The organism is Thermohalobaculum sp. (genome assembly GCF_058622915.1).
In genome coordinates this window covers 1-20,278 of record NZ_JBZSYN010000012.1, presented here as the reverse complement: position 1 = coordinate 20,278, position 20,278 = coordinate 1, and the positions used below count along the sequence as shown (strand labels likewise).

The 20,278-nt window shown below is 71.2% G+C and carries 18 protein-coding genes; 8 read left to right on the top strand and 10 right to left on the bottom strand.

Annotated features, from left to right (window positions below; genetic code table 11):
• The 3 genes from AC32QD_RS00955 to AC32QD_RS00945 all read right to left on the bottom strand — a co-directional run.
• A partial coding sequence (locus AC32QD_RS00955; protein ID WP_492008605.1) for an AAA family ATPase occupies positions 1–1,183 on the bottom strand: 1,183 nt, incomplete at its 3' end.
• A 60-nt stretch (positions 1,184–1,243) separates the two neighbouring features.
• Positions 1,244–2,083 (bottom strand): outer membrane protein assembly factor BamD, encoded by an 840-nt coding sequence (locus AC32QD_RS00950; RefSeq protein ID WP_492008604.1) that lies wholly within the window; start codon positions 2,081–2,083, stop codon positions 1,244–1,246.
• A 200-nt stretch (positions 2,084–2,283) separates the two neighbouring features.
• Positions 2,284–4,053 (bottom strand): chloride channel protein, encoded by a 1,770-nt coding sequence (locus AC32QD_RS00945; protein WP_492008603.1) that lies wholly within the window; start codon positions 4,051–4,053, stop codon positions 2,284–2,286.
• 212 nt (positions 4,054–4,265) lie between these two features.
• Here AC32QD_RS00945 and AC32QD_RS00940 point away from each other — a divergent pair, with 212 nt between their 5' ends.
• A complete protein-coding gene (locus AC32QD_RS00940) occupies positions 4,266–4,841 on the top strand; it encodes a hypothetical protein (RefSeq protein ID WP_492008602.1) in 576 nt (191 codons plus the stop codon).
• Positions 4,842–4,879: 38 nt separating this feature from the next.
• On the opposite strand, the gene AC32QD_RS00935 is transcribed toward AC32QD_RS00940, so the two are convergent.
• Complete coding sequence (locus AC32QD_RS00935) at positions 4,880–5,380, bottom strand: thioesterase family protein (protein ID WP_492008601.1); 501 nt, start codon at positions 5,378–5,380, stop codon at positions 4,880–4,882.
• A gap of 199 nt (positions 5,381–5,579) precedes the next feature.
• Between AC32QD_RS00935 and AC32QD_RS00930 the strand changes: the two genes are divergently transcribed.
• The 7 genes from AC32QD_RS00930 to AC32QD_RS00900 all read left to right on the top strand — a co-directional run bounded on the left by AC32QD_RS00930 (position 5,580) and on the right by AC32QD_RS00900 (position 12,840).
• The gene (locus AC32QD_RS00930) at positions 5,580–6,680 is read left to right on the top strand and encodes a LacI family DNA-binding transcriptional regulator (RefSeq protein ID WP_492008600.1); all 1,101 of its coding nucleotides are present in this window, start codon (positions 5,580–5,582) and stop codon (positions 6,678–6,680) included.
• A gap of 12 nt (positions 6,681–6,692) precedes the next feature.
• Complete coding sequence (locus AC32QD_RS00925; protein ID WP_492008599.1) at positions 6,693–7,703, top strand: ABC transporter substrate-binding protein; 1,011 nt, start codon at positions 6,693–6,695, stop codon at positions 7,701–7,703.
• Between the two features lie 78 nt (positions 7,704–7,781).
• Positions 7,782–8,606, top strand: a complete 825-nt coding sequence (locus AC32QD_RS00920) for an ABC transporter permease (protein WP_492008598.1) — start codon at positions 7,782–7,784, stop codon at positions 8,604–8,606.
• A gap of 13 nt (positions 8,607–8,619) precedes the next feature.
• Entirely contained in the window at positions 8,620–9,465 is an 846-nt protein-coding gene (locus tag AC32QD_RS00915) for an ABC transporter permease (RefSeq protein ID WP_492008597.1), read from the top strand.
• Positions 9,462–10,511: an ABC transporter ATP-binding protein gene (locus AC32QD_RS00910; RefSeq protein WP_492008596.1), complete on the top strand. Its 1,050-nt coding sequence runs from the start codon at positions 9,462–9,464 to the stop codon at positions 10,509–10,511. The genes AC32QD_RS00915 and AC32QD_RS00910 overlap by 4 nt, the downstream gene beginning before the upstream one ends.
• A 1-nt stretch (position 10,512) precedes the next feature.
• Positions 10,513–11,334 carry a phosphodiesterase gene (locus AC32QD_RS00905; protein ID WP_492008595.1) on the top strand — a complete coding sequence of 274 codons (822 nt, stop codon included), beginning with the start codon at positions 10,513–10,515 and terminating at the stop codon, positions 11,332–11,334.
• A gap of 132 nt (positions 11,335–11,466) precedes the next feature.
• Positions 11,467–12,840, top strand: coding sequence for an FAD-binding oxidoreductase (locus AC32QD_RS00900; RefSeq protein WP_492008594.1), 1,374 nt, complete (start codon positions 11,467–11,469; stop codon positions 12,838–12,840).
• A gap of 147 nt (positions 12,841–12,987) precedes the next feature.
• Here the strand turns inward: AC32QD_RS00900 and lpxC are convergent, their stop codons facing one another.
• The 6 genes from lpxC to murB form a co-directional block, all read right to left on the bottom strand.
• Positions 12,988–13,977, bottom strand: coding sequence for a UDP-3-O-acyl-N-acetylglucosamine deacetylase (gene lpxC / locus AC32QD_RS00895; RefSeq protein WP_492008593.1), 990 nt, complete (start codon positions 13,975–13,977; stop codon positions 12,988–12,990).
• 298 nt (positions 13,978–14,275) lie between these two features.
• Positions 14,276–15,997, bottom strand: a complete 1,722-nt coding sequence (ftsZ, locus tag AC32QD_RS00890; protein WP_492008592.1) for a cell division protein FtsZ — start codon at positions 15,995–15,997, stop codon at positions 14,276–14,278.
• Between the two features lie 123 nt (positions 15,998–16,120).
• On the bottom strand, positions 16,121–17,470 hold the full coding sequence (ftsA, locus tag AC32QD_RS00885) for a cell division protein FtsA (protein WP_492008591.1): 1,350 nt from the start codon (positions 17,468–17,470) through the stop codon (positions 16,121–16,123).
• Positions 17,467–18,423, bottom strand: coding sequence for a cell division protein FtsQ/DivIB (locus AC32QD_RS00880; RefSeq protein ID WP_492008590.1), 957 nt, complete (start codon positions 18,421–18,423; stop codon positions 17,467–17,469). The genes ftsA and AC32QD_RS00880 overlap by 4 nt, the downstream gene beginning before the upstream one ends.
• Positions 18,411–19,328, bottom strand: coding sequence for a D-alanine--D-alanine ligase (locus AC32QD_RS00875; RefSeq protein WP_492008589.1), 918 nt, complete (start codon positions 19,326–19,328; stop codon positions 18,411–18,413). Before AC32QD_RS00875 ends, AC32QD_RS00880 begins: the two co-directional genes overlap by 13 nt.
• A gap of 66 nt (positions 19,329–19,394) precedes the next feature.
• Positions 19,395–20,278: UDP-N-acetylmuramate dehydrogenase (murB, locus tag AC32QD_RS00870; protein ID WP_492008588.1), on the bottom strand; the 884-nt coding region annotated here is incomplete at its 5' end.

The following is a 20,278-nucleotide window of genomic DNA, read 5'->3' as shown; positions in this document are numbered from 1 at the left end:
TCCCGGTGCCAAAGCCCGCCCCCTCCATGCGCAAGGGGCCGAGCTCGGCGGTGACCCGCGCGTCGAGGCGGGTGGCGGCGGCGCGGCGGGCCTGGGTGAGCGCCTCGGCCTCGCCCTGCCAGGCGCGGCGCGCCGCGGCGTCGGCCTCCTCGAGCTCGGCGATGCGCGCCTGGCCGAGGTCGATCTCGTCGAGGCGGCGGGCCAGCTCGACGGCGAGGTCGGGCAGCGCGTCCGCCTCGGCCTGGTGCTTGCGCGCCAGGCCGCGGATGGCGAACAGGCGCTCCTCGACCGCCTCGAGCCGGCCGGGGTCGAAGCTGAGGCGCTCGAGCGCGGCCTCGACGCCGCGCTGGGCCTCGGTGAGATCGAGCATGGCGCGGTCGACCGCCTCGATCGGTGCATCCAGCAGGCCCTCGGCGCGCCCGGCGGCATGGGTGAGCCAGGACAGCGCCTGCGACAGCACGCCCTCGGCGCCCTCGGGCGACAGCGCCTCGGCGGCGCGGGCCACCTCGTCGCGGATCTTCGCCGCCTGCTGGATCAGGCGGCGCTCGGCGTCGAGGCGATCGGCCTCGCCCGGCTCGGGCGCCAGCTCGTCGAGCTCGGCGAGACAGTGGCGCAGATAGTCCTCGTCGGCACGGGCGGCCTCGAGGCCGGCGCGGGCGTCGGCGAGCCGGCGCGCGGCGGCCTCGGCTTGGCCCCAGGCGGCGCGGCTGGCGGCGAGCGCCGGCGCGAGGCCGGCGAAGGCATCGAGCAGCGGGCGGTGCTGGCGCGGGTTCAGAAGGCCGCGCTCGTCGTGCTGGCCGTGCACCTCGACCAGCGTCTCGCCGATGCGCGCGAGCGCCTCGACGCTGGTGCGCCGGTCGTTGACGAAGCAGCGCGCCGGGCCGTCACGGCCGGCGACGCGGCGCAGGACCAGCTCGTCGCCGGCGGCGAGCCCGAGCTCGTCGAGCACGGCGCGCACGGCATGGTCGGGCCCGGGCGCGAACACGGCCGTGGCCGAGCCGGCCTGATCGGACGCGCCCACGAGCTCGCGCCCGGTCTTGCGCCCCAGCGCGAAGCCGAGCGCGTCCAAGAGGATCGACTTGCCCGCCCCGGTCTCGCCGGTCAGCACGTTGAGGCCGGGACGGAACTCGAGGCTCAGCGCCTCGATCAGCACGATGTTGCGGATCTCAAGGCTGACCAGCATCGCCGCCCCGGGATGGCCCGCCGGACCGCCCGCCGGACCGCCCCCTTGCCCTGCCCCGGCTCAGAGCCACTTGCCCTGGATGACCCGACGCCACACGCGGGTGAGGAAGCCGTTGTTGTGCTTGGGCAGGATCTGCTTGCCGGTGAGCAGCGTGTAGCTGCGCGCGTACCAGTCCGAGCCGGGATAGTTGTGGCCGAGCACCGCGGCCGCGGCCAGCGCCTCCTTGTTGAGGCCGAGCGCGAGGTTGGCCTCGACCAGCCGGTGCAGCGCCTCGGGCACCTGCGAGGTGGTCGGATAGTCGTCGATCACGCGCTGGAAGCGGTTGATCGCGGCCTCGTAGTTGCCGCGCTTGAGGTAGTAGCGGCCGACCGTCATCTCCTTGCCCGCGAGGTGGTCGAGCGTGAGGTCGATCTTGAGCTGGGCGTCGCGGGCATAGTCGGTGTTGGGGTAGCGGTTGACCACGTCGCGCAGCGCGGTCAGCGCGTGCCGGGTGCTGGTCTGGTCACGGCCCACGTCGACGATGTTGTCGTACCAGGTCATGGCGATCAGGTGCTGGGCGTAGGCCGCGTCCGTGTCCGCCGGGTAGAGGTCGAGATAACGCTGCGCCGAGGCGCGCGCGGCGCTGTAGTCGCCGGCCTGATAGGAGGCGAAGGCCGACATGATGATGGCCCGCTTGGCCAGCTGCGAGAAGGGATAGAGGCGCTCGATCTCGTTGAAGGTGTCCGCCGCCTGCTTGTCGTTGCCGCTCTGCAGCTGCGACGAGCCGAGCGCGTAGATCTGGTCGGGCTTCATGTCCTCGACCTTCGGCTTCTTCTCCTTGCTGCCGAACAGCGAGCAGCCGGCGAGGGCCGCGGTCAGGACGGCGACCAGCAGGAGGCGGGGCAGGCGCGGCATGGGCATCCGTCGGGGTCCTCTCGTTCGCGGGGCCGGCTCCGGCGGGCGCCGGCGGCGGGGCAGTCCGGCGGGCAGAATAGTCAGCCGGGCCGGGTTGGGGAAGGGGTGGCAAAACCGGTGCTGCGCCCGGCGCGCGGCCCGGCCCGGGCGCGGCGGCACGCGGCGCCGGCTCACTGGGCCAATCACTGGGCCAATCACTGGGCCAATCACTGGGCGAAGTCGCGGATGATCGAGCCGGCGATGTTCTCGCGCGTGACCACCCCGACCACGTTTTCGGGCCGCGGCACCACGCCGTTGCCGACCACCAGCACCGCGGCGTGCCCGCGCTGGGCCATGCGCGCCATCAGCGTCTGCAGGAAGGTGGTCTCGCGCGCGATGCCGACCGGGCGAATGGTGGTGGCGATGGCGCGCCGCGGATCGTCGCCCTCGACCGCGACGACGCCGTAGATGCGGCCCTCCTCGGTGACCACGGCGAAGGCGGAGGGCGGCTCGTCGCTGGCCGGCACCACGGGCGCGATCTCGGAGCGCTCGACCACGCCGATCACCGGCGACATCACCTCGCGGGCGTGCCGGATCTGGAACATGTGCGAGTGCCGCTCCTTGGGGATGCGGTGGCCGCGCCGCGCCAGCTTCATGGTGTAGATGTTCTCGTCCATCATGGCGCGGCGCACCCCGATCGAGCAGGCCACAGCGATGATCGCGGCCACCGCGATGGTGTAGTCGCCGGTCATCTCGAACAGCATCATGATCGCGGTCATGGCCGCGCCGGTGGCGCCGCCGACGATGCCGGCCATGCCGATCACCGCGAAGGGCACCGGGCTGAAGCCCAAAAACGGCCAGATATGGCCGACCGTGGCGCCGAAGGCCGCGCCCAGCGTGCCGCCCAGAAACAGCGAGGGCGAGAACACGCCGCCCGAGGCCCCGGAGCCCAGGCTGACCGTGGTCGCCGTCAGCTTCGCCACGAACAGCACGCCGAGCAGCCACGGCGCCGTCAGCTGGCCGTTCAGGATGGTCTGGATGGTGCCATAGCCGACGCCGTCGGTGTGGTAGTAGCCGGTGGTCAACAGGAGCACGTACATCAGCACGCCGATCCCGGTCATGCCGATGATGTTGTGCACATACGGGTTCCAGGGCATGCCGTCGAAGATGTCCTCCATCCAGTGCAGCACGCGCACGAAGGTGCCCGAGGCCACCCCGCACAGGATGCCGAGCGCGATGTAGAGCGGCAGCATGTCGACCGAGAGCGGCACGATCAGGTCCGAGCGCGCGTGGCTGGCGACCAGGAAGGCCGGCTCGATGCCGAAGGCGAGCCGCCCGACATAGGTGGAGGTGCCGGTGGCGAGCACCACGGGCAGGAGCGTGCGCGGGCTGAACTCGGGCAGCATCAGCTCGATGGTGAACATCACCGCGCCGAGCGGCGTGTTGAAGGTGGCCGCGATGCCCGCCCCCGCCCCGGCGGCGACCAGGGTGATGATCTGCCAGTGGCGCAGGTGGAACCACTGGCCGAACACCGAGCCCATGCCCGAGCCGATCTGGATGATCGGCCCCTCGCGGCCCACCGAGGCGCCGCTGCCGATCGAGAGCGCCGAGGCCAGCGACTTGATCACCACCACCACCGGGCGGATCCGGCCGTTCAGGTAGTAGATGGCGTCCATCACCTCGGGCACGCCGTGGCCGCGGGCCTCGGGCGCGAAGCGGTTGACGAGGTAGACCACGACGACGCCGCCGATCACCGGGGCCAGGATGATCAGCGGCCCGAACGGGCTGGGCGGTGTCGGCAGGTTGGCGTTGTAGACCGAGGTCAGCTCGCCGAAGAAGAACAGGTTGTGCAGCACCGCGATCAGCCAGCGCAGGAAGATGGCGCCCGAGCCGGTGATCGCGCCCAGGATCAGCGCGATGATGGAAAGGCTGATCAGGCTGATCTGCCTCGTCTCTGCCAGAGGTTGCGTCTTGTCTGCGACGGCAGTCTGTGGCATGCGGATGCCTCCGGATCGGCAGGTCGAACAGGCCTGAGCGCCCTCCCCCCGTCGCGTCCGGAGGCCGAGACGTGAGCGCGCAGCGAGACCGCGGCTGAGGGCTTCACATATCGTCTCGGGACGAACGGCGCAAATGCGTTGTTCAAGGCGGCGGCCGGACGGTGCGCCCCATGCGCAGGGGCCGTGCGGCCACAACACCGGGTGAGTTGCGGATGCATTATCTACGGGCGGACTGGAAGCGGCTGCGCGGCTTCGTCAGGAGGCCCGGCCGCGGAACGCTGATGCTCGCGGGCGGGTTGATCGTGTTCTTCGCCGCCTATGGCTGGTTCCTCGACTATCAGGAGAACCGGGTGAAGACCTATTTCTCGGACCTGCGCAACTCCGATCCCGAGCTCTATCTCAACGAGGTCAGCAAGGTGGTGGGCTTCGAGCGCTATCTCGAGCAATATCGCGCCATCAAGGGCTACGACATCTACCGCGGCGACGTGCCGTCGTTCCTTCTGGGCCGCTGGGCGCTGTTCGACCAGCCCAAGCGGGTGAGCGACGCGTATTTCGCCGACACCTGCGTCGATTCGATCGCCTTTGAGGACGGGCTGATCAAGATCAGCAACGGCCGGATCAGGCGGCGGGCCGCGAGCTACGAGCTGAACAACGACACGGTGCTGGTGAAGCTCGACAACAAGAGCGTGATGAAGGTCAAGCTGGTCAGCTATGGCGTGCGGCTGCACCATATCGAGCTGACGCCGCCGGGTGCGCACCGGCTGCGCTACGGCTATCTGTGCAAGTAGGCCGCGGCACGTAGGGCGGGGCAAGCAGGGCGGGTGGCTCAGCCCTTGCGGCGGATGCCGATGCGGGCGCCGGCCTGCGCCGGGCGCGGCAGCGTCGCCTGCGCGGCGAGCAGGCTGGCGATGCGCCGCTGCGCCCAGTCCGGGTAGGGCGCCGAGCGCCGCGCCGCCAGATCCACGTTCGTGCTCAGCGTCTCGTAGGTCGCCGCCGGGGCGCCATCGGACAGCCGGATCATGGTGGCAAAGCAGTGCAGGCGCTTGGCGTCGGCGTCCAGCAGCTGCATGTCGCAGGCGAATTCCTCTCCCTCGACCAGCTCGGCCAGGTAGTGGATCTGGGTGGCCAGCGCCATCGGACCCATCTTGGCCTCGCGCACGAAGCTCTCGCCGACGCCCAGCCGCTCGAGCACCTCGTCGAGCGCCTTGTCGAAGGCGAGCGTGTAGTAGGCCACGTTCATGTGGCTGTTGTAGTCGATCCACTCGGGCCGCACCGTGCGGGTGGCGGTGCGGATCGGCCTGGCCTCGAACTCGTCCGTGTCGCGCATGTTGCCTCCCCTCGCGCAGTGTGCCGGCAAGACTAGAGCAGCCGGCTGCGAAGCGCACCAGCCGAATGCCCCGTCCGTGCGCCGGCGCGCCGGCGGTCCCTTGCGCTGCGGGCCGCACAGCGGCGCCGCCAAGGCGCTTGACCGGTGTGCCGGTTTATGAAAACGTTTACGTAATCGTATACATGACGTCGCAAGCGCGATGCTGAGGGACACGGCCAAGAGAGACGCAAGGGCGCCCACGATCCGCGACGTGGCCGAGCAGGCCGGCGTCTCGGTCGCCACCGTCTCGCGCGTGATGAACGGATCGGGCACGGTCAGCGAGGCGCGTCGCGAGGCCGTGCAAAGGGCCATGAAGGCGACCGGGTTCCGGCCGAACTCGATCGGCCGGATGCTGAAGACGCAGCGCAGCCGCACCATCGGCGTGCTGGTGCCGAGCCTGAAGAACCCGATCTTCGCCGACGCCGTGCACGGCATCCAGACGGCCTCGGCCGAGGGCCGCTACAACGTGCTCCTGATGTCGACGGACTACGATCCGACGCGCGAGGCGCAGGCGGTCGAGACCCTTCTGGCCAACCGGGTCGAGGGCGTGATCCTGACCGTGGCCGACGAATCGCGCAGCCCGGCCCTGGACTTGCTGGGGCGGGCGCACACGCCCTTCGTGCTGCTGTTCAACCCCGCGCTTCGGGCGGATTGCTCGACCGTGACGGTCGACAACGCCGCCGCGGCGAAGGCGATCGTGGGCGGGCTGATCGAGCGGGGCCATCGCAGCATCGCCATCATCGTCGGGCGCCTGGCGGCCTCGGACCGGTCCGAGCTGCGCCGCCGCGGCTATGGGGCCGCGCTGGCACAGGCGGAGCTCGAACCCGGCCCGGCGCTGGAGGTGGATTTCGACGCCGACGACCTCACCCCCGCCTGCCGCGAGATCGTCGCGCACCGGCCTCGGGTCACGGCGCTGTTCTGCTCCACCGACCTGCTCGCGATCCGCGCCATGCGCGCGCTCTCGGCCCTCGGCATCTCGGTGCCCGGCCAGATCGCCGTGGCCGGGTTCGACGGCATCGCCGCCGGCGAGTGGATCACGCCGAGCCTGGCCACCGTGGTCCAGCCCGCCGAGGACATGGGCGGGCGCGCCGCGCGGCATCTTCTCGATCGCGTCACCGGCGTGTCACCGCCGTGTCATCTGGTGCTGGAACATCGCATCCGGCCCGGCGATTCGTGGGGAGCGGCCTCCGCTCCGCCGGGGCCGTCGGACCATCGGATATCGGCGTCAGCCGATGCAAGGCCCGAACCGGGCAGAACCTAGGGAGGAAAAGGGATGAAACCGCGCATGCTCCTGGCCGTGACGGCCATGGCCATCGGGATGGCATTTTCGGCGGCACCGGGCGCCAGGGCCGCCGACGCCATCTGCTACAACTGCCCGCCGCAATGGGCGGACTGGGGCACGATGCTCAAGGCGATCAAGAAGAACCTGGGCTACGACGTGCCGCCCGACAACAAGAACTCGGGCCAGACCCTGTCGCAGCTGATCGCCGAGAAGGCCAGCCCGGTGGCGGACGTCGCCTATTACGGCGTCTCGTTTGGCATCAAGGCCGCCGAGGAGGGCGTGGTCGCGGCCTACAAGCCCAAGCACTGGAACGACATTCCCGCCGGCCTGAAGGACCCCAAGGGACGCTGGTTCACCATCCACTACGGCACGCTGGGGCTGTTCATCAACAAGGCGGCGCTGCGCGGCAAGCCGGTGCCGCAGAGCTGGAAGGACCTGCTGAAGCCCGAATATGACGGCATGGTCGGCTATCTCGACCCGAGCAGCGCCTTCGTCGGCTATGCCGGGGCCGTCGCGGTCAACCAGGCGATGGGGGGGACGCTCGACAACTTCACCCCTGCCATCGAGTACTTCAAGAAGCTCAAGAAGAACCATCCGATCGTGCCCAAGCAGACGTCCTATGCCCGCGTGCTGTCGGGCGAGATCCCGATCCTGTTCGACTACGACTTCAACGCCTACCGCGCCAAGTACAAGGACAAGGCCGACGTGGTCTTCGTCATCCCGCAGGAGGGCACGGTGGTGGTCCCCTATGTGATGAGCCTGGTCAAGAACGCCCCGCACCCCGAGGCGGGCAAGAAGATCCTCGACTTCATCCTGTCGGACAAGGGGCAGGCGATCTGGGCCCACGCCTTCCTGCACCCGGTGCGCGGCAAGTTGCCGGCGGCGGTTGCGGCCAAGTTCAACCCGGCGTCCGACTACAAGCGGGCGCACTCGGTCGACTTCGCCAAGATGGCGGCGGTGCAGAAAGCCTTCGGCGACCGCTACCTGAACGAAGTGCGCTGAGCGCGCCCTGCGCGCAAGCCGCCCGGCCCGGGAGACGGGCCGGGCGGATCGCGCTGGCTTGAGATTTCCCGCGGCACCATGCGAAACCGGAACCGGCTCGAACTGTCACTCCTCGCGCTGCCCGCGCTGGCGGTGTTCGCCGCCTTCTTCCTGCTGCCGCTGGCGCGGCTCGTGGTCGTGGCCGGCACCGGCGAGAAGGGCATCAGCGCCTACTGGGCCTTTCTGGTGACGCCGCGCTATCTGGAGAGCCTGATCTCCACGATCGTGCTCTCGGTCATGGTGACGGCGTCGACGCTGGCCATCTCGGTCATCACCGGGCTGTTTCTCGAGCGCAACGCGTTTCCCGGACGCAACCTGCTGGTCTCGCTGCTCACCCTGCCGCTGGCCTTTCCCGGCGTGGTGGTGGGCTTCATGGTGATCATGCTGGCCGGCCGGCAAGGGCTGATCGCCGAGGTCACCGGCGCGCTGTTCGGCCACCGCTCGGTGTTCGCCTATTCGATGTCGGGGCTGTTCATCGGCTATGTCTACTTCTCGATCCCGCGGGTGATCCTGACCATCATGGCCGCGACCGAGAAGCTCGACCCGGCGCTGGAGGAGGCGGCGCGCTCGCTCGGCGCCTCGGCGTGGCGCGCCTTCACCGACGTGATCCTGCCCGCCCTGACGCCGGCGCTGGTGGCCTCGGGCGCGATCTGCTTTGCCACCTCGATGGGGGCGTTCGGCACCGCGTTCACGCTGGCCACGGACATCGACGTGCTGCCGATGACGATCTACACCGAGTTCACCCTCTATGCGAACTTCTCCATGGCGGCGGCGCTGAGCATCGTACTGGGCATCATCACCTGGCTGGCGCTGAGTCTGGCGCGCTCGCTGGCCGGCACCTCCACGGCGGCCGCGGCCGGATGAGGGGGGCGATGCGATGAAGCGCGGGCCCGTCTTCTGGATGCAGCTGCTGCTGACGCTGGTCGCCTGCGCCTTCCTCGTCGTGCCGGTGGTGATGTCGATCGCGGCAGGCGTCACCCAGAACTACTTCATCGGGCTGGCGAGCGGCCTGACGCTGCGCTGGGTGAGGCAGGTGTGGGACCTCTACCAGGGGACGATCTATCTGTCGCTGCTGATCGCCGTCACCTGTCTGGCGGTGACCGTCGTCGTCGGGGTGCCGCTGGCCTATGTGCTGGCCTCCCGGCCCGGCCGCATCAGCCGGTTCCTCGAGGAGTTCCTGGTGCTGCCGCTGGCCATCCCGGGTCTGGCCATCGCGCTGGCGCTGATCCTGACCTATGGCAGCTTCCGCGACTTCCGGGCGAGTTGGCTGTTCATCCTGACCGGGCATGTGCTCTATACCCTGCCCTTCATGGTGCGCGCCGTTCTCGCGGTCTTGTCCTCGATCGACTTCCGCACGCTCGAGGAGGGCGCGGCGAGCCTGGGCGCGGGGTTCTGGCAACGCTTCTTCGGCGTCATCGTGCCCAACTGCCGCTCGGGCATCCTGGCCGGCGCGCTGATGGTTGTCACCCTGTCGATCGGCGAGTTCAACCTCACCTGGATGCTGCACACGCCGCTGACCAAGACGCTGCCGGTGGGCCTGGCCGACAGCTATGCCTCGATGCGGATCGAGGTCGGCAGCGCCTACACGCTGGTGTTCTTCATCATGATCGTGCCACTGCTGATTGCCTTGCAGATCTGGGGGCGGCCGACCCGGCCGGGCAAGGCGGCAAAGCAGCCGGGCGAGGCGGCGCCGGCCCAACCGCAGGGGATCCCCGGGCAATGAGCGACACCGCGCAAAGAACCGCCGTCAGCCTGGTCGGCTGCGCCAAGACCTTTGCCGACGGCACCCGGGCGCTGGAGCCGCTGGATATCGAGATCGCAGGCGGCGAGACGGTCGTGTTCCTCGGCCCGTCGGGCTGCGGCAAGACCACGACGCTGCGCATCATTGCCGGGCTCGAGTCGCCCGATGCGGGCGGCAGAGTCCTCTATGACGGCGAGGACGTGACCCACCTGCCGATCGAGCGGCGCAATGTCGGCATGGTGTTCCAGACCTACGCGCTGTTTCCCAACATGAACGTCGAGCAGAACATCGCCTACGGGCTGAAGCTGCGGCACATGAAGCGGGCGGATGTCAGGACCCGCGTCGCCGAGATGCTGGAGATGATGCATATCACCGAGCTGCGCGCGCGCCGCGTTAATCAGCTCTCGGGCGGCCAGAGGCAGCGCGTCGCCCTGGCCCGTGCCATCGCCATCCGGCCCCGCGTGCTGCTGCTCGACGAGCCGCTGACGGCGCTGGACGCGCTGTTGCGCCAGCGCCTGCGCGTCGACATCGACGCGCTGTTGCGCCGTCTGGGCGTCACCGCCGTTTATGTCACGCACGACCAGGAGGAGGCGATGATGCTGGGCGACCGCATCGTCGTCATGAGCCACGGACGGGTCGCCCAGACGGGCACGCCGCGCGAGATCTACCTCAAGCCCGCCACCCGCTTCGTGGCCGACTTCATCGGCACCGTGAACCGGCTCACCGGCGAGGTGCGCGGGGGCAGCCTGGAGGTCAACGGGGGCCGCCTGCCCTGGCGGCGGTCTGAAACCGGCCGCGTCGAGGCCCTGCTGCGGCCCGAGGCGATCCGCATCGCGCCGGGCGACGGCGCGCACCTGCGGGGGCGGGTCGGCAACGCCTTCTTCCTGGGCGACCGCATGCGGCTTTTGATCGAGGGGATCGGCGACCATCCTATCGTGGTCGAGAGCGCCGACCTGCAGCCGGTGCGGGTGGGCGACGAGATCGGCCTCGAGGTCGACCCCGAGGCGGTCATGGTGCTGAGGGATTGACATGCTGATCGCCCAGATCACCGACCCGCATGTCAAGCGCGCGGGCCACATGGCCTATCGGCGGGTGGACACGGGGGAGTGCCTGGCGCGCTGCGTCGCCCATGTGAACCGGCTGGAGCCGCGGCCCGACATCGTGCTCATGACGGGGGACCTGGTCGACATGGGCCGGCCCGAGGAGTACCGGTTCCTGCGCGAGCTGATCGCGCCGCTGGAAATGCCGGCCTATGTGATTCCCGGCAACCACGACGACCGCGCCGCAATGCGCGCGGCGTTCCCCGATCATGCCTACCTGCCCCGCACCGGCGAGTACCTCAATTACACCGTCGAGGACTGGCCGGTGCGGCTGATCGGGTTGGACACGACCATTCCCGGCCGCCCGGGCGGGCGGCTGTGCCGGCAGCGGCTCGACTGGCTCGCCGCGCGGCTCAATGAGGCGCCCGAGAGGCCGACGCTCATCTTCATGCATCACCCGCCGTTCCTGACCGGCATCGGGCACATGGACGTGCAGAACTGCGACGGCGGCGAGGCGCTGGGCGCCCTGCTCAAGCGGCACCGCCAAGTCGTCCGGATCATTTGCGGACATGTGCACCGCGCGGTCCAGGTGGATTTCCACGGCGTCGCGGCGAGCATCGGCCCCAGCCACTCGCATGCCGTGGCGCTCGATCTGAGCGCGGAAGGGCCGCCGGCCTTCATGCTGGAGCCGCCGGCCTATCACCTGCACCACTGGCGCGGGCACGACGGCTTCGTGACGCATCTGTGCTTCGTCGAGCCCTGCCCCGGCCCCTACCCGTTCTTCGGCTCAGACGGCGCCCTGATCGACTAGCCGAGCGCGGGCATCGGGCGCGCCGTCGCGTGGGCGGCCGGGGCCGGGCCGGCGAGCGATCCCGCGCAGCGATGCCTTGCCGCAAAGATGGGATCGGCTTATCCCGGCGGGGAACACCCCGGGAGACCGAGCATGTCGATCGAGAGCGCCATCGAAGCCCTGGAGCCGCATTTCGGCGACCGGCTGAGCCGCGCCGAGGCCGTGCGCGAGCAGCACGGCCACGACGAGGCCTATCACCGGCCGCGCCCGCCCGACGCGGTGATCTGGCCGCGCTCGACCGAGGAGGTGGCGCTGGTGGCGCGCACCTGTTGGGAGCGCGGCTGCCCGATCGTGCCCTGGGGCACGGGAACCTCGCTGGAGGGGCACGTGATCCCGCTCGAGGGCGGCATCACGCTGGATTTCGCCCAGATGAACGCGGTCATCGAGGTGCACGCCGAGGACATGGACGTGGTGGTCGAGCCCGGCATCACCAGGAAGGCGCTGAACGAGCATCTGCGCGACACCGGGCTGTTCTTCCCCGTGGACCCGGGGGCGGACGCCTCGATCGGGGGCATGGCGGCAACGCGGGCCTCGGGCACCTGCGCGGTGCGCTACGGCACCATGCGCGAGGCGGTGATGGCGCTCGAGGTGGTGCTGGCCGACGGCCGGGTGATCCGCACCGGAGGCCGGGCGCGCAAGTCGGCCGCCGGCTATGACCTGACGCGGCTGTTCGTCGGCTCGGAGGGCACGCTGGGGATCATTACCGAGCTGACGCTGAGGCTCTATGGCATCCCCGAGGCGGTCTCGGCCGCGACCTGCGCCTTCGAGCGGCTGGAGGACGCGGTCAATGCCGTGATCGAGACCATCCAGATGGGCGTGCCGGTGGCGCGCATCGAGCTTCTGGACGCGCTGACCATCCGCGGCGCCAACGCGAATTTCGGCTACGCGATGCCGGAGAAGCCGACGCTGTTCCTCGAGTTCCACGGCTCGGAGGCCGGGGTCGCCGAGCAGGCCGAGACGATGGGCGCCATCGTGGCCGAGCACGGCGGGCTGGGCTTCCAGTGGACCACGGAGCCCGAGGAGCGCAGCCGGCTGTGGTCGGCGCGGCACAACATCTACTACGCGCAGCAGTCGCTCAGGCCCGGCGCGCGGGGCTATGTGACGGATGCCTGCGTGCCGATCTCGCGGCTGGCCGAGGCGATCCTTCAGACCGACGAGGACCTGAAGCAGAGCCCGCTGATGGCGCCACTGGTCGGGCATGTGGGCGACGGCAACTTCCACCTCGCCATCCTGGTCGACCGCGACGACCCGGCCGAGCTGGCCGAGGCCGAGCGGTTGGCCACGCGCATCTCCGAGCGCACGCTGCGGCTGGGCGGCACGGTGACCGGCGAGCACGGCATCGGCATGGGCAAGCGCAAGTTCATGGCCGCCGAGCACGGCGAGGCCTGGACGGTGATGGGCGAGATCAAGCGCACGCTGGACCCGCGCGGCATCCTCAACCCGGGCAAGATCGTGCCGGGGAACTGAGGCCCTGTCCGGGCGGTCGCCGGCGGGTGACCGGCGGCGCCGCGCCGCTGGGCACACGTGCCTATGGGCTCAAGCCATTGATTTTCCTGGGATCGCCCCGTGCGCCCGTTTCCTGGTTGACGCCGCGCGGGCGGCGCCGCCGGGGCGTCAGACCGCGACGGGCTCGCGCGCCGGGCCGTCCGCGGGCAGGAGGATCGGGCCGCCGGGCACCTGGTCCGCCGTGGCCGTGCACCATTCCCAGGCAGCGGGCGTGGCGAACAGGCGGCGGAGCAGCCGGTTGGTCAGCGCGTGCCCGGCCAGCACGCCGGTGTAGCGCCCCACGATCGGCGCCCCGGCCAGCGCCAGGTCGCCGGCGGCGTCGAGCATCTTGTGGCGCACGAACTCGTCCGCGTGCCTCAGCCCGCCCGGGTTGAGCACGCGGCCGCGCGCGACCACCACGGCGTTGTCCAGGCTGCCGCCCAGCGCCAGCCCGGCGCGGTGCAGGCGCCCGACCTCGGCGAGGCAGCCGAAGGTGCGGGCATCCGCCAGCTCGGCCCCGAGCGCGCCGCCGGCGAGCGCCAGCGCCTTCGACTGGGTGCCGATGGCCGGGTCCGCGAAGCGGATGGTGAAGGCCATCTCGAAGCGCGGCGCGGGGTCGAGCCGGGCGAGCTTCTCGCCCAGCGCGACCGCGACGGAGCGCAGGATGCGGATGGCGCGGCAGGGTGCCCCCGAAGGCCCCCCGGGCCCGCTCAGGCCGGCGGCGGCGAAGGCGGCGAGGAAGGGCCGCGCGCTGCCGTCCATGGCCGGCAGCTCGGGACCGTCGAGGCTGACCGCGGCGTCGCTGATGCCGGCGGCGGCGAAGGCGGCCATGAGGTGCTCGACGGTGCCCACCATGGGGCCGCCGGGCCAGCCAAGGCTGGTCGACAGCGGGGTGTCGAGCACAAGTTCGTGGCTCGCGGGAATGCAGCGGCGGGCGCCCAGGCGAGTGCCCAGGCGGGTGCCCAGGCGGGTGCCCAAGGGGGCGCGCAGGTCGGTGCGGCAAAAGGCGATGCCGGCCCCGGCCGGCGCCGGCGCCACGGTCATGGCCACCGGGCGCCCGCTATGCAGCCCGACGCCCGTGAAGCGCACCGCGTGGAGTAGTGTCCTTCGCCCGATCATGCATCTCTCCGGCCCGGCCGGAAATAAAACCCGCACCCCGACGATTTCATGAACGCAATAATCCGCCCCAAGCCCTTTTCCCAACTAGGGCCGCGGGCGGGGGCGCTCAAATCAATCTTTATGACCCTTTGCAACATGGCGCCTCCGACGGCCGGTGCCGCGCGCCGGCGCCGGCGAAGAAAAGGCCGCCCAAGTGGGGCGGCCAGATGCCTCGGAGAGGGAGATTTCGACGCGCCGCGTTCGGTCGGCGCGCCGCTTCGGCCTGGCGTCAGTTGGCCTGGCGTCAATTGGCCTGGCGTCAATTGGCCTGGCGGCGCAGGAAGGCGGGGATCTCGCCCTCGTCGTCCTCCATGCTCTCGGCGCGGCGCTCGGCGGCGCCGTTCGCCTCCGCGTGGCCGCTGCCGGCGACCCGGTGGATCAGGCGGTTGATGGCGAACAGCCCGCGGCCGTGCTGGCCGCCGCGGTCGGCCTCGGCGCCACGTGAGGCGGGCGCGGCGAGGCCTGGCTCGGCGCGCGGGCGCGCCGGCGGGTCGGCGCGCAGCGTCTGCGCCTGCGGCTGGGGCTCGTGCTGGGGCTCGACCGAGCCGCGGTCGATGTCGAACAGGCCCGGCTCGTCCTCGATCACCGGCGTCGGGCGCGGGGCCGCGGCGTCGCGCTGGGCGCGCGCGGCCATGGCGCGCTGGCGCACCTCCTCGGCACGGGCGCGGATGTCGTCGGGCGTCGGGGCGCTCGAGACGCGGCGCTCGGCCATGGGTCGCGGTTCGGGTCGCGGTTCGGGTCGCGGTTCGGGGCGCGGCTCGGGACGGGCCTCGGGTTCGGGCGCGGCGCGGGAGACGGCCGGCTGGCGCGGCTCGGGCTCGCGCACCTCCGCCACCGGCGCGGGCGCCGCGCGCGCCTCGGCGGGCGCAGCCTCGGCCGCCTCGGGCTCGGCCTGGGCCGCAACGACGGCCTCGGCGCGGCGCTGGCCGCCGCGCAGCGCCGAGATCATGCCGGGGTCGGTCGCCTGCGGACGGCGGCGCGAGATGGACTCGAGCGGCGGGCGCTCGACCGCGTTCTCGGCGTCGATGCCGGTGGCCACGACGGAGACGCGCATGCGGCCCTCCATCTCCGGGTCGATGGCCGAGCCGAACTTGATCATGGCGTCGGCGTCGACCTCCTCCTTGATGCGGTTGGCCGCCTCGTCGACCTCGAACAGCGTCAGGTCGTAGCCGCCGGTGATGTTGATCAGCACGCCCCGGGCGCCCTTGAGCGAGACCTCGTCGAGCAGCGGGTTGGCGATCGCCTTCTCGGCGGCGTCGACGGCGCGGGTGTCGCCATCGGCCTCGCCGGTGCCCATCATGGCCTTGCCCATCTCCTCCATCACCGAGCGCACATCGGCGAAGTCGAGGTTGATCATGCCGGGCCGGACCATCAGGTCGGTGACGCCCTGGACGCCCTGGTAGAGCACGTCGTCGGCCATCTGGAAGGCCTCGACGAAGGTGGTGCGCTCGGAGGCGACCTGGAACAGGTTCTGGTTCGGGATCACGATCAGCGTGTCGACCACCTGCTGCAGCTCGCCCACGCCCATCTCGGCGAGGCTCATGCGCCGCGCGCCCTCGAACTGGAACGGCTTGGTGACCACGCCGACGGTCAGGATGCCCATCTCGCGGGCGCAACGCGCGACCACGGGCGCCGCGCCGGTGCCGGTGCCCCCGCCCATGCCGGCGGTGATGAAGCACATGTGGCAGCCCTCGAGGTGGTTCATGATGTCCTCGATGGACTCCTCGGCGGCCGAAAGCCCGACATCGGGCTTCGAGCCGGCGCCCAGGCCCCGGGTCACCCCGGTGCCGAGCTGGATCTTGCGTGGCGCGCGGGAATGCGCGAGCGCCTGGGCATCGGTGTTCGCGACGATGAACTCGACGCCCTGCAGCTTCTTCTCGATCATGTTGTTGACGGCATTGCCGCCGGCGCCGCCGACACCGAACACGGTGATGCGCGCACGCAGCTCGTTGTCCTCGGGCTGACGAAGATTGAGTACCATGGTTCCTGCCTCGTTTCCGTTGCCGGCCGCCTGTTTGACCGTCTTTTCGCTCGATAGTCTTTTGTCGTGCTCGATGGTTTTGCCGGGAGAGTACATGATCGCCGGCTTTACGTCACGTTCATTTCACCAGCTCGCCTTCAGCCAGCGGATCATTTCGGTCGCCCGGCCGCGCGCCGAGAGCGGGCGCGGCGCCTCGAAGTCCCACAGCTCGTCATGCGGCCTGAGCGCGTAGGTGGCGAGCCCCACCGCGGCCGAGGTGTCGGGGCCCGAGAGCGCCTGCGGCAGGCCGGCGATGCGGATCGGCCGGCCGATGCGCGGGCGCCGGCCGAGGATGCGGGTGGCCATCTCGTCGACGCCGGGCATCTGGCTGGCGGCGCCGGTGAGCACGATGGCGCAGCCCGGCATCTCGGTCACGCCCAACTCGACCAGGCGCTGGCGCAGGATGCGGAAGGTCTCCTCGACGCGCGGCCGGATGACGCCGATCAGCATGCCGCGCGAGATCTGGCGGCGGTTCGGCGCCTCCTCCTCGCCGATGCGCGGCGCGTCGATCATCTCGCGGTCGTCGGCGCCGGTGGCGACGACGCCGCCATAGAGCGTCTTGACCCGCTCGGCCGCAGCCTGGCGCATCAACAGCCCCGCGGCGATGTCGCTGGTGACGTGGTCGCCGCCATAGCGGATCTGCTCGACGCAGATCAGGTTGTCGCGCAGGAACACGGCGAACGAGGTGGAGCCGCCGCCCATGTCGATGCACACCGCGCCGGTGCGCTGCTCGTCCTCGACCAGGGCGGCGAGCCCCGAAGCGTAGGGCGCGGCGACCACGCCGGCGAGGTCGAGGTCGCACTGGCGCACGCACTCCATCAGGTTGGCGAGCGGGCGGGAGTCGACGGCCAGCACGTGCATCAGGATGGAGAGCCGCTCGCCGGTCATGCCGCGCGGGTCGGTCAGGCCGCTGCGCTCGTCCACGGCGATCTCGACTGGCTGGGCGTGCAGGATCTGGCGGCCCTGGCCGAGCGGCGGCTCGGGCGCGGCGGCCAGCGCGTTGGACAGGTCGCGCTCGGTGACCTGGCCGGTCTCGGTCTCGACCTCGCCCAGGGTGGAGAAGCTCTCCGGCCGGCCGCCGGAGAACGAGACGATCGCCTGGTCGACCCGGTCGACCCGGGGCGCGGCCATCTTCTCGGCGTTCAGGAGCGCCAGCCGGATGCAGCGGCAGACCTCGTCCATGTCGATGATCTCGCCGCGGCGCAGGCCGCGCGACTGCACGGTGCGCGCGCCCACCACCTCGACGGCGCCGAACAGCGAGGTGCCGAGCCGGTCGTGCTCGCCCGCTTCGGCGAGGCGCGCGGGGTCGAGCTTCAGCACCAGGCAGGTGATCTTCGACGAGCCGATGTCGAGCACGGCCAGGCGCCCGCGCTTGCTGGCCGCGGATAGGCGCGTGCGCATGGTGCGGAAGGCTGCGAGCTCGGCGAAGTTCATGTCCGGTTTCCCCCGATTGCCGTCACCGCCTTGCGGATCTGGTAGGTGTCCGCCGCATCCGGCGCCAGGCGCAGCGTCGGGCGCGACGGCACGCGCATGTCGATCACGGAGAGGTCGCGGTCGAGCAGCTCCTCGCCGTATTGCAGCGCCATGACCTGGGCGAGCGCGTCCTGCGCGCCCTCGGCCGGCAGGCGGATCAGCATGTTGCGGTCGAGCGCAAGGTCCCAGCGGCGCTCGCCGACGCGGATGGCGGCGCGCAGGCGCGGCACGATCTCGGGCGCCTCGGCAAGCAGGCCGAGCAGCTCGGCGACGTGCCCGGGCGCGCCCTGGCCCAACAGCAGCGGCAGATGCGGATAGTCGGCACGCGGCCCGGCGGGGCCGATCTCGACGCCGTTGCGGTCGACCAGCACCAGCACGTCGTCGACGCGGCGGAAAAGCGCGACGGGCACGCGCTGGGTCACGGCGACGCGCAGTGTGCCTTCGGAGTCGAAGCGCACGGTGGCGCTCTCGACCGGGCCGAGCGCCTGGACCCGGCGGCGCAGCGCCTCGACGTCGAGGCGCAGCGAGGACATGCCCGGATAGACGCCGAGCACGCCGAGAACCTTCTCGTCGACGGCGGGGCTGCCGCCGGTCACCGAGACGCCGCGCACGGCGAATTCGGGACGCGAGACGATGTCGTTGACGAGGGCATGGACCCTGGCCTGGATGGCCCCGCGCCAGGCGTCGTTGGCGGCGACGCGCCAGCCGGCGACGGCGAGCAGCGCCAGCGGCAGGTAGACCAGGAGCGCGCCGCGCAGCCTCGGCTTGGCCCAGGCGCGGGCGATCCGGTAGGCGAGCTTCGAGGGGCCGGGGCTGCGCTTTGGCTCGGGGCGCGGCGCGTGGCGCTTGGGCGCGCGTACCTCGTCGGGCGCGATCTCGGGCTGCAGGTCGAGCTCGGGCTCTAGCGGCCGCATGAGGCGTCCCCGACCAGCCAGTCGCACAGCTCCTCGAAGGAAATGCCGCAATGCGCCGCCTGCTCGGGCGCGAGCGAGACCGGGGTCATGCCCGGCTGGGTGTTGGTCTCGAGCACGATCAGCCCGTCGCGCCCGCGGCTCTCGTCCCAGCGCAGGTCGGTGCGGCTGAGGCCGCGGCAGCCGAGCGCATCATGCGCCGTGCGCGCGTGGGCGAGGCAGGCCTCGAGGATCTCGGCGGGCACATCGGCCGGCACCACGTGGCGCGAGCCGCCCTGGTCGTATTTCGCGTGGTAGTCGTACCAGCCGGTGGTGGCGATGATGTCGGTGACGGCGAGCGCCCGTTCGCCCATCACCGCGACGGTGAGCTCGCGGCCGGGGATGAACTGCTCGACCAGCAGGGTCTCGGGCGCGTCGTCGTTGAGCCGCGCCGGGCCGTTGGCCCCCTCGGCCACGATGTAGACGCCGACCGAGGAGCCCTCGTTGTTCGGCTTGACCACGTAGGGCGGCCGCATCGGGTGGCCGGCCATGGCTTCGGCGCGGCTGACGATGCGGCTCTCGGCCACGGGCAGGCCGGCGGCGCGGAACACGTCCTTGGCCCGGCTCTTGTCCATGGCCAGCGCCGAGGAGAGCACGCCGGAATGGGTGTAGGGGATGCGCAGCCATTCCAGGATGCCCTGGACGCAGCCGTCCTCGCCCCAGCGGCCATGCAGGGCGTTGAAGACCACATCCGGCCGGGCATCGGCGAGATCGCGGGCAAGGTCATGCCCGGCGTCGACCTCCACCACCTCATAGCCTACGCGACGCAGTGCGTTCGCACATTCGCGGCCCGACACGAGCGAGACTTCCCGCTCGGCCGACAGGCCACCCTTGAGCACCACGACGCGGGAAAATGTCCTGCCCGACATCCGCGCCTCAACCTATCTGGGCCGCCCCCGGCTTGTTTTCCTGCCGGGCGAGTCGACCCGTGCCGCTCATGCGGTCTCCGGAGGATCGACTGTAACGCCGATGCGCTGGATTTCCCAGCGCAAATCGACGCCTGCATGCGATTTCACGCGGGCGCGGACCTGCTCGCCGAGCGCCTCGAGGTCGGCAGCCGTGGCGCTGCCGGTGTTGATCAGGAAATTGGCGTGCTTGTGCGAGACCTGGGCGCCGCCGTGGCTCAGCCCGCGGCAGCCGGCGGCCTCGATCAGCTTCCAGGCCTTGAGCTCCATCGGGTCGTCGGGAGCGCCGGTCGAGGAGAACCCGGCGGGGTTGGCGAAGGTCGAGCCGCAGGAGCGCTCGCGCAGCGGCTGGCTGGCCTCGCGCCGGGCGGCATAAGCCTCCATGCGGGCGTGGATCGCGGCCGGGTCGCCGGGCCGGCCCTGGAGGGTCGCCCCGATCACCACGGTGTCGTCGGGGAGGGCCGAGGCGCGGTAGGCGAAGCCGAGCTCGGCGCCTGTCAGCGTGAGCCGTCGCCCCGCGCGGTCGATGGCGCTGACCTCGACCACGACGTCGGCGGCGTAAGCCCCGTAGCAGCCGGCGTTCATCTTGACCAGGCCGCCGACGGCGCCGGGGATGGTGCGCAGGAACTCGAGCCCGGCGATGCCGGCCTCGGCGGCCCGCCTGGCCACCTGGGCGTCGAGCGCGGCGGCGCCGGCGCGCAGGCGGTGGCCGGCGAGCGGCGCGATGCCGTTGAAGCCGCGGCCGAGGCGAATGGCGACGCCGGGCAGGCCGCCGTCGCGGATGATCAGGTTCGAGCACACCCCGAGCGGCGTCACCGGCACGTCCGCCGGGCAGGCGGCGAGGAAGGCGGCGAGGTCGTCCGGGTCGGCAGGCTGGAACAGCACCTCGGCCGGGCCGCCGACGCGCAGCCAGG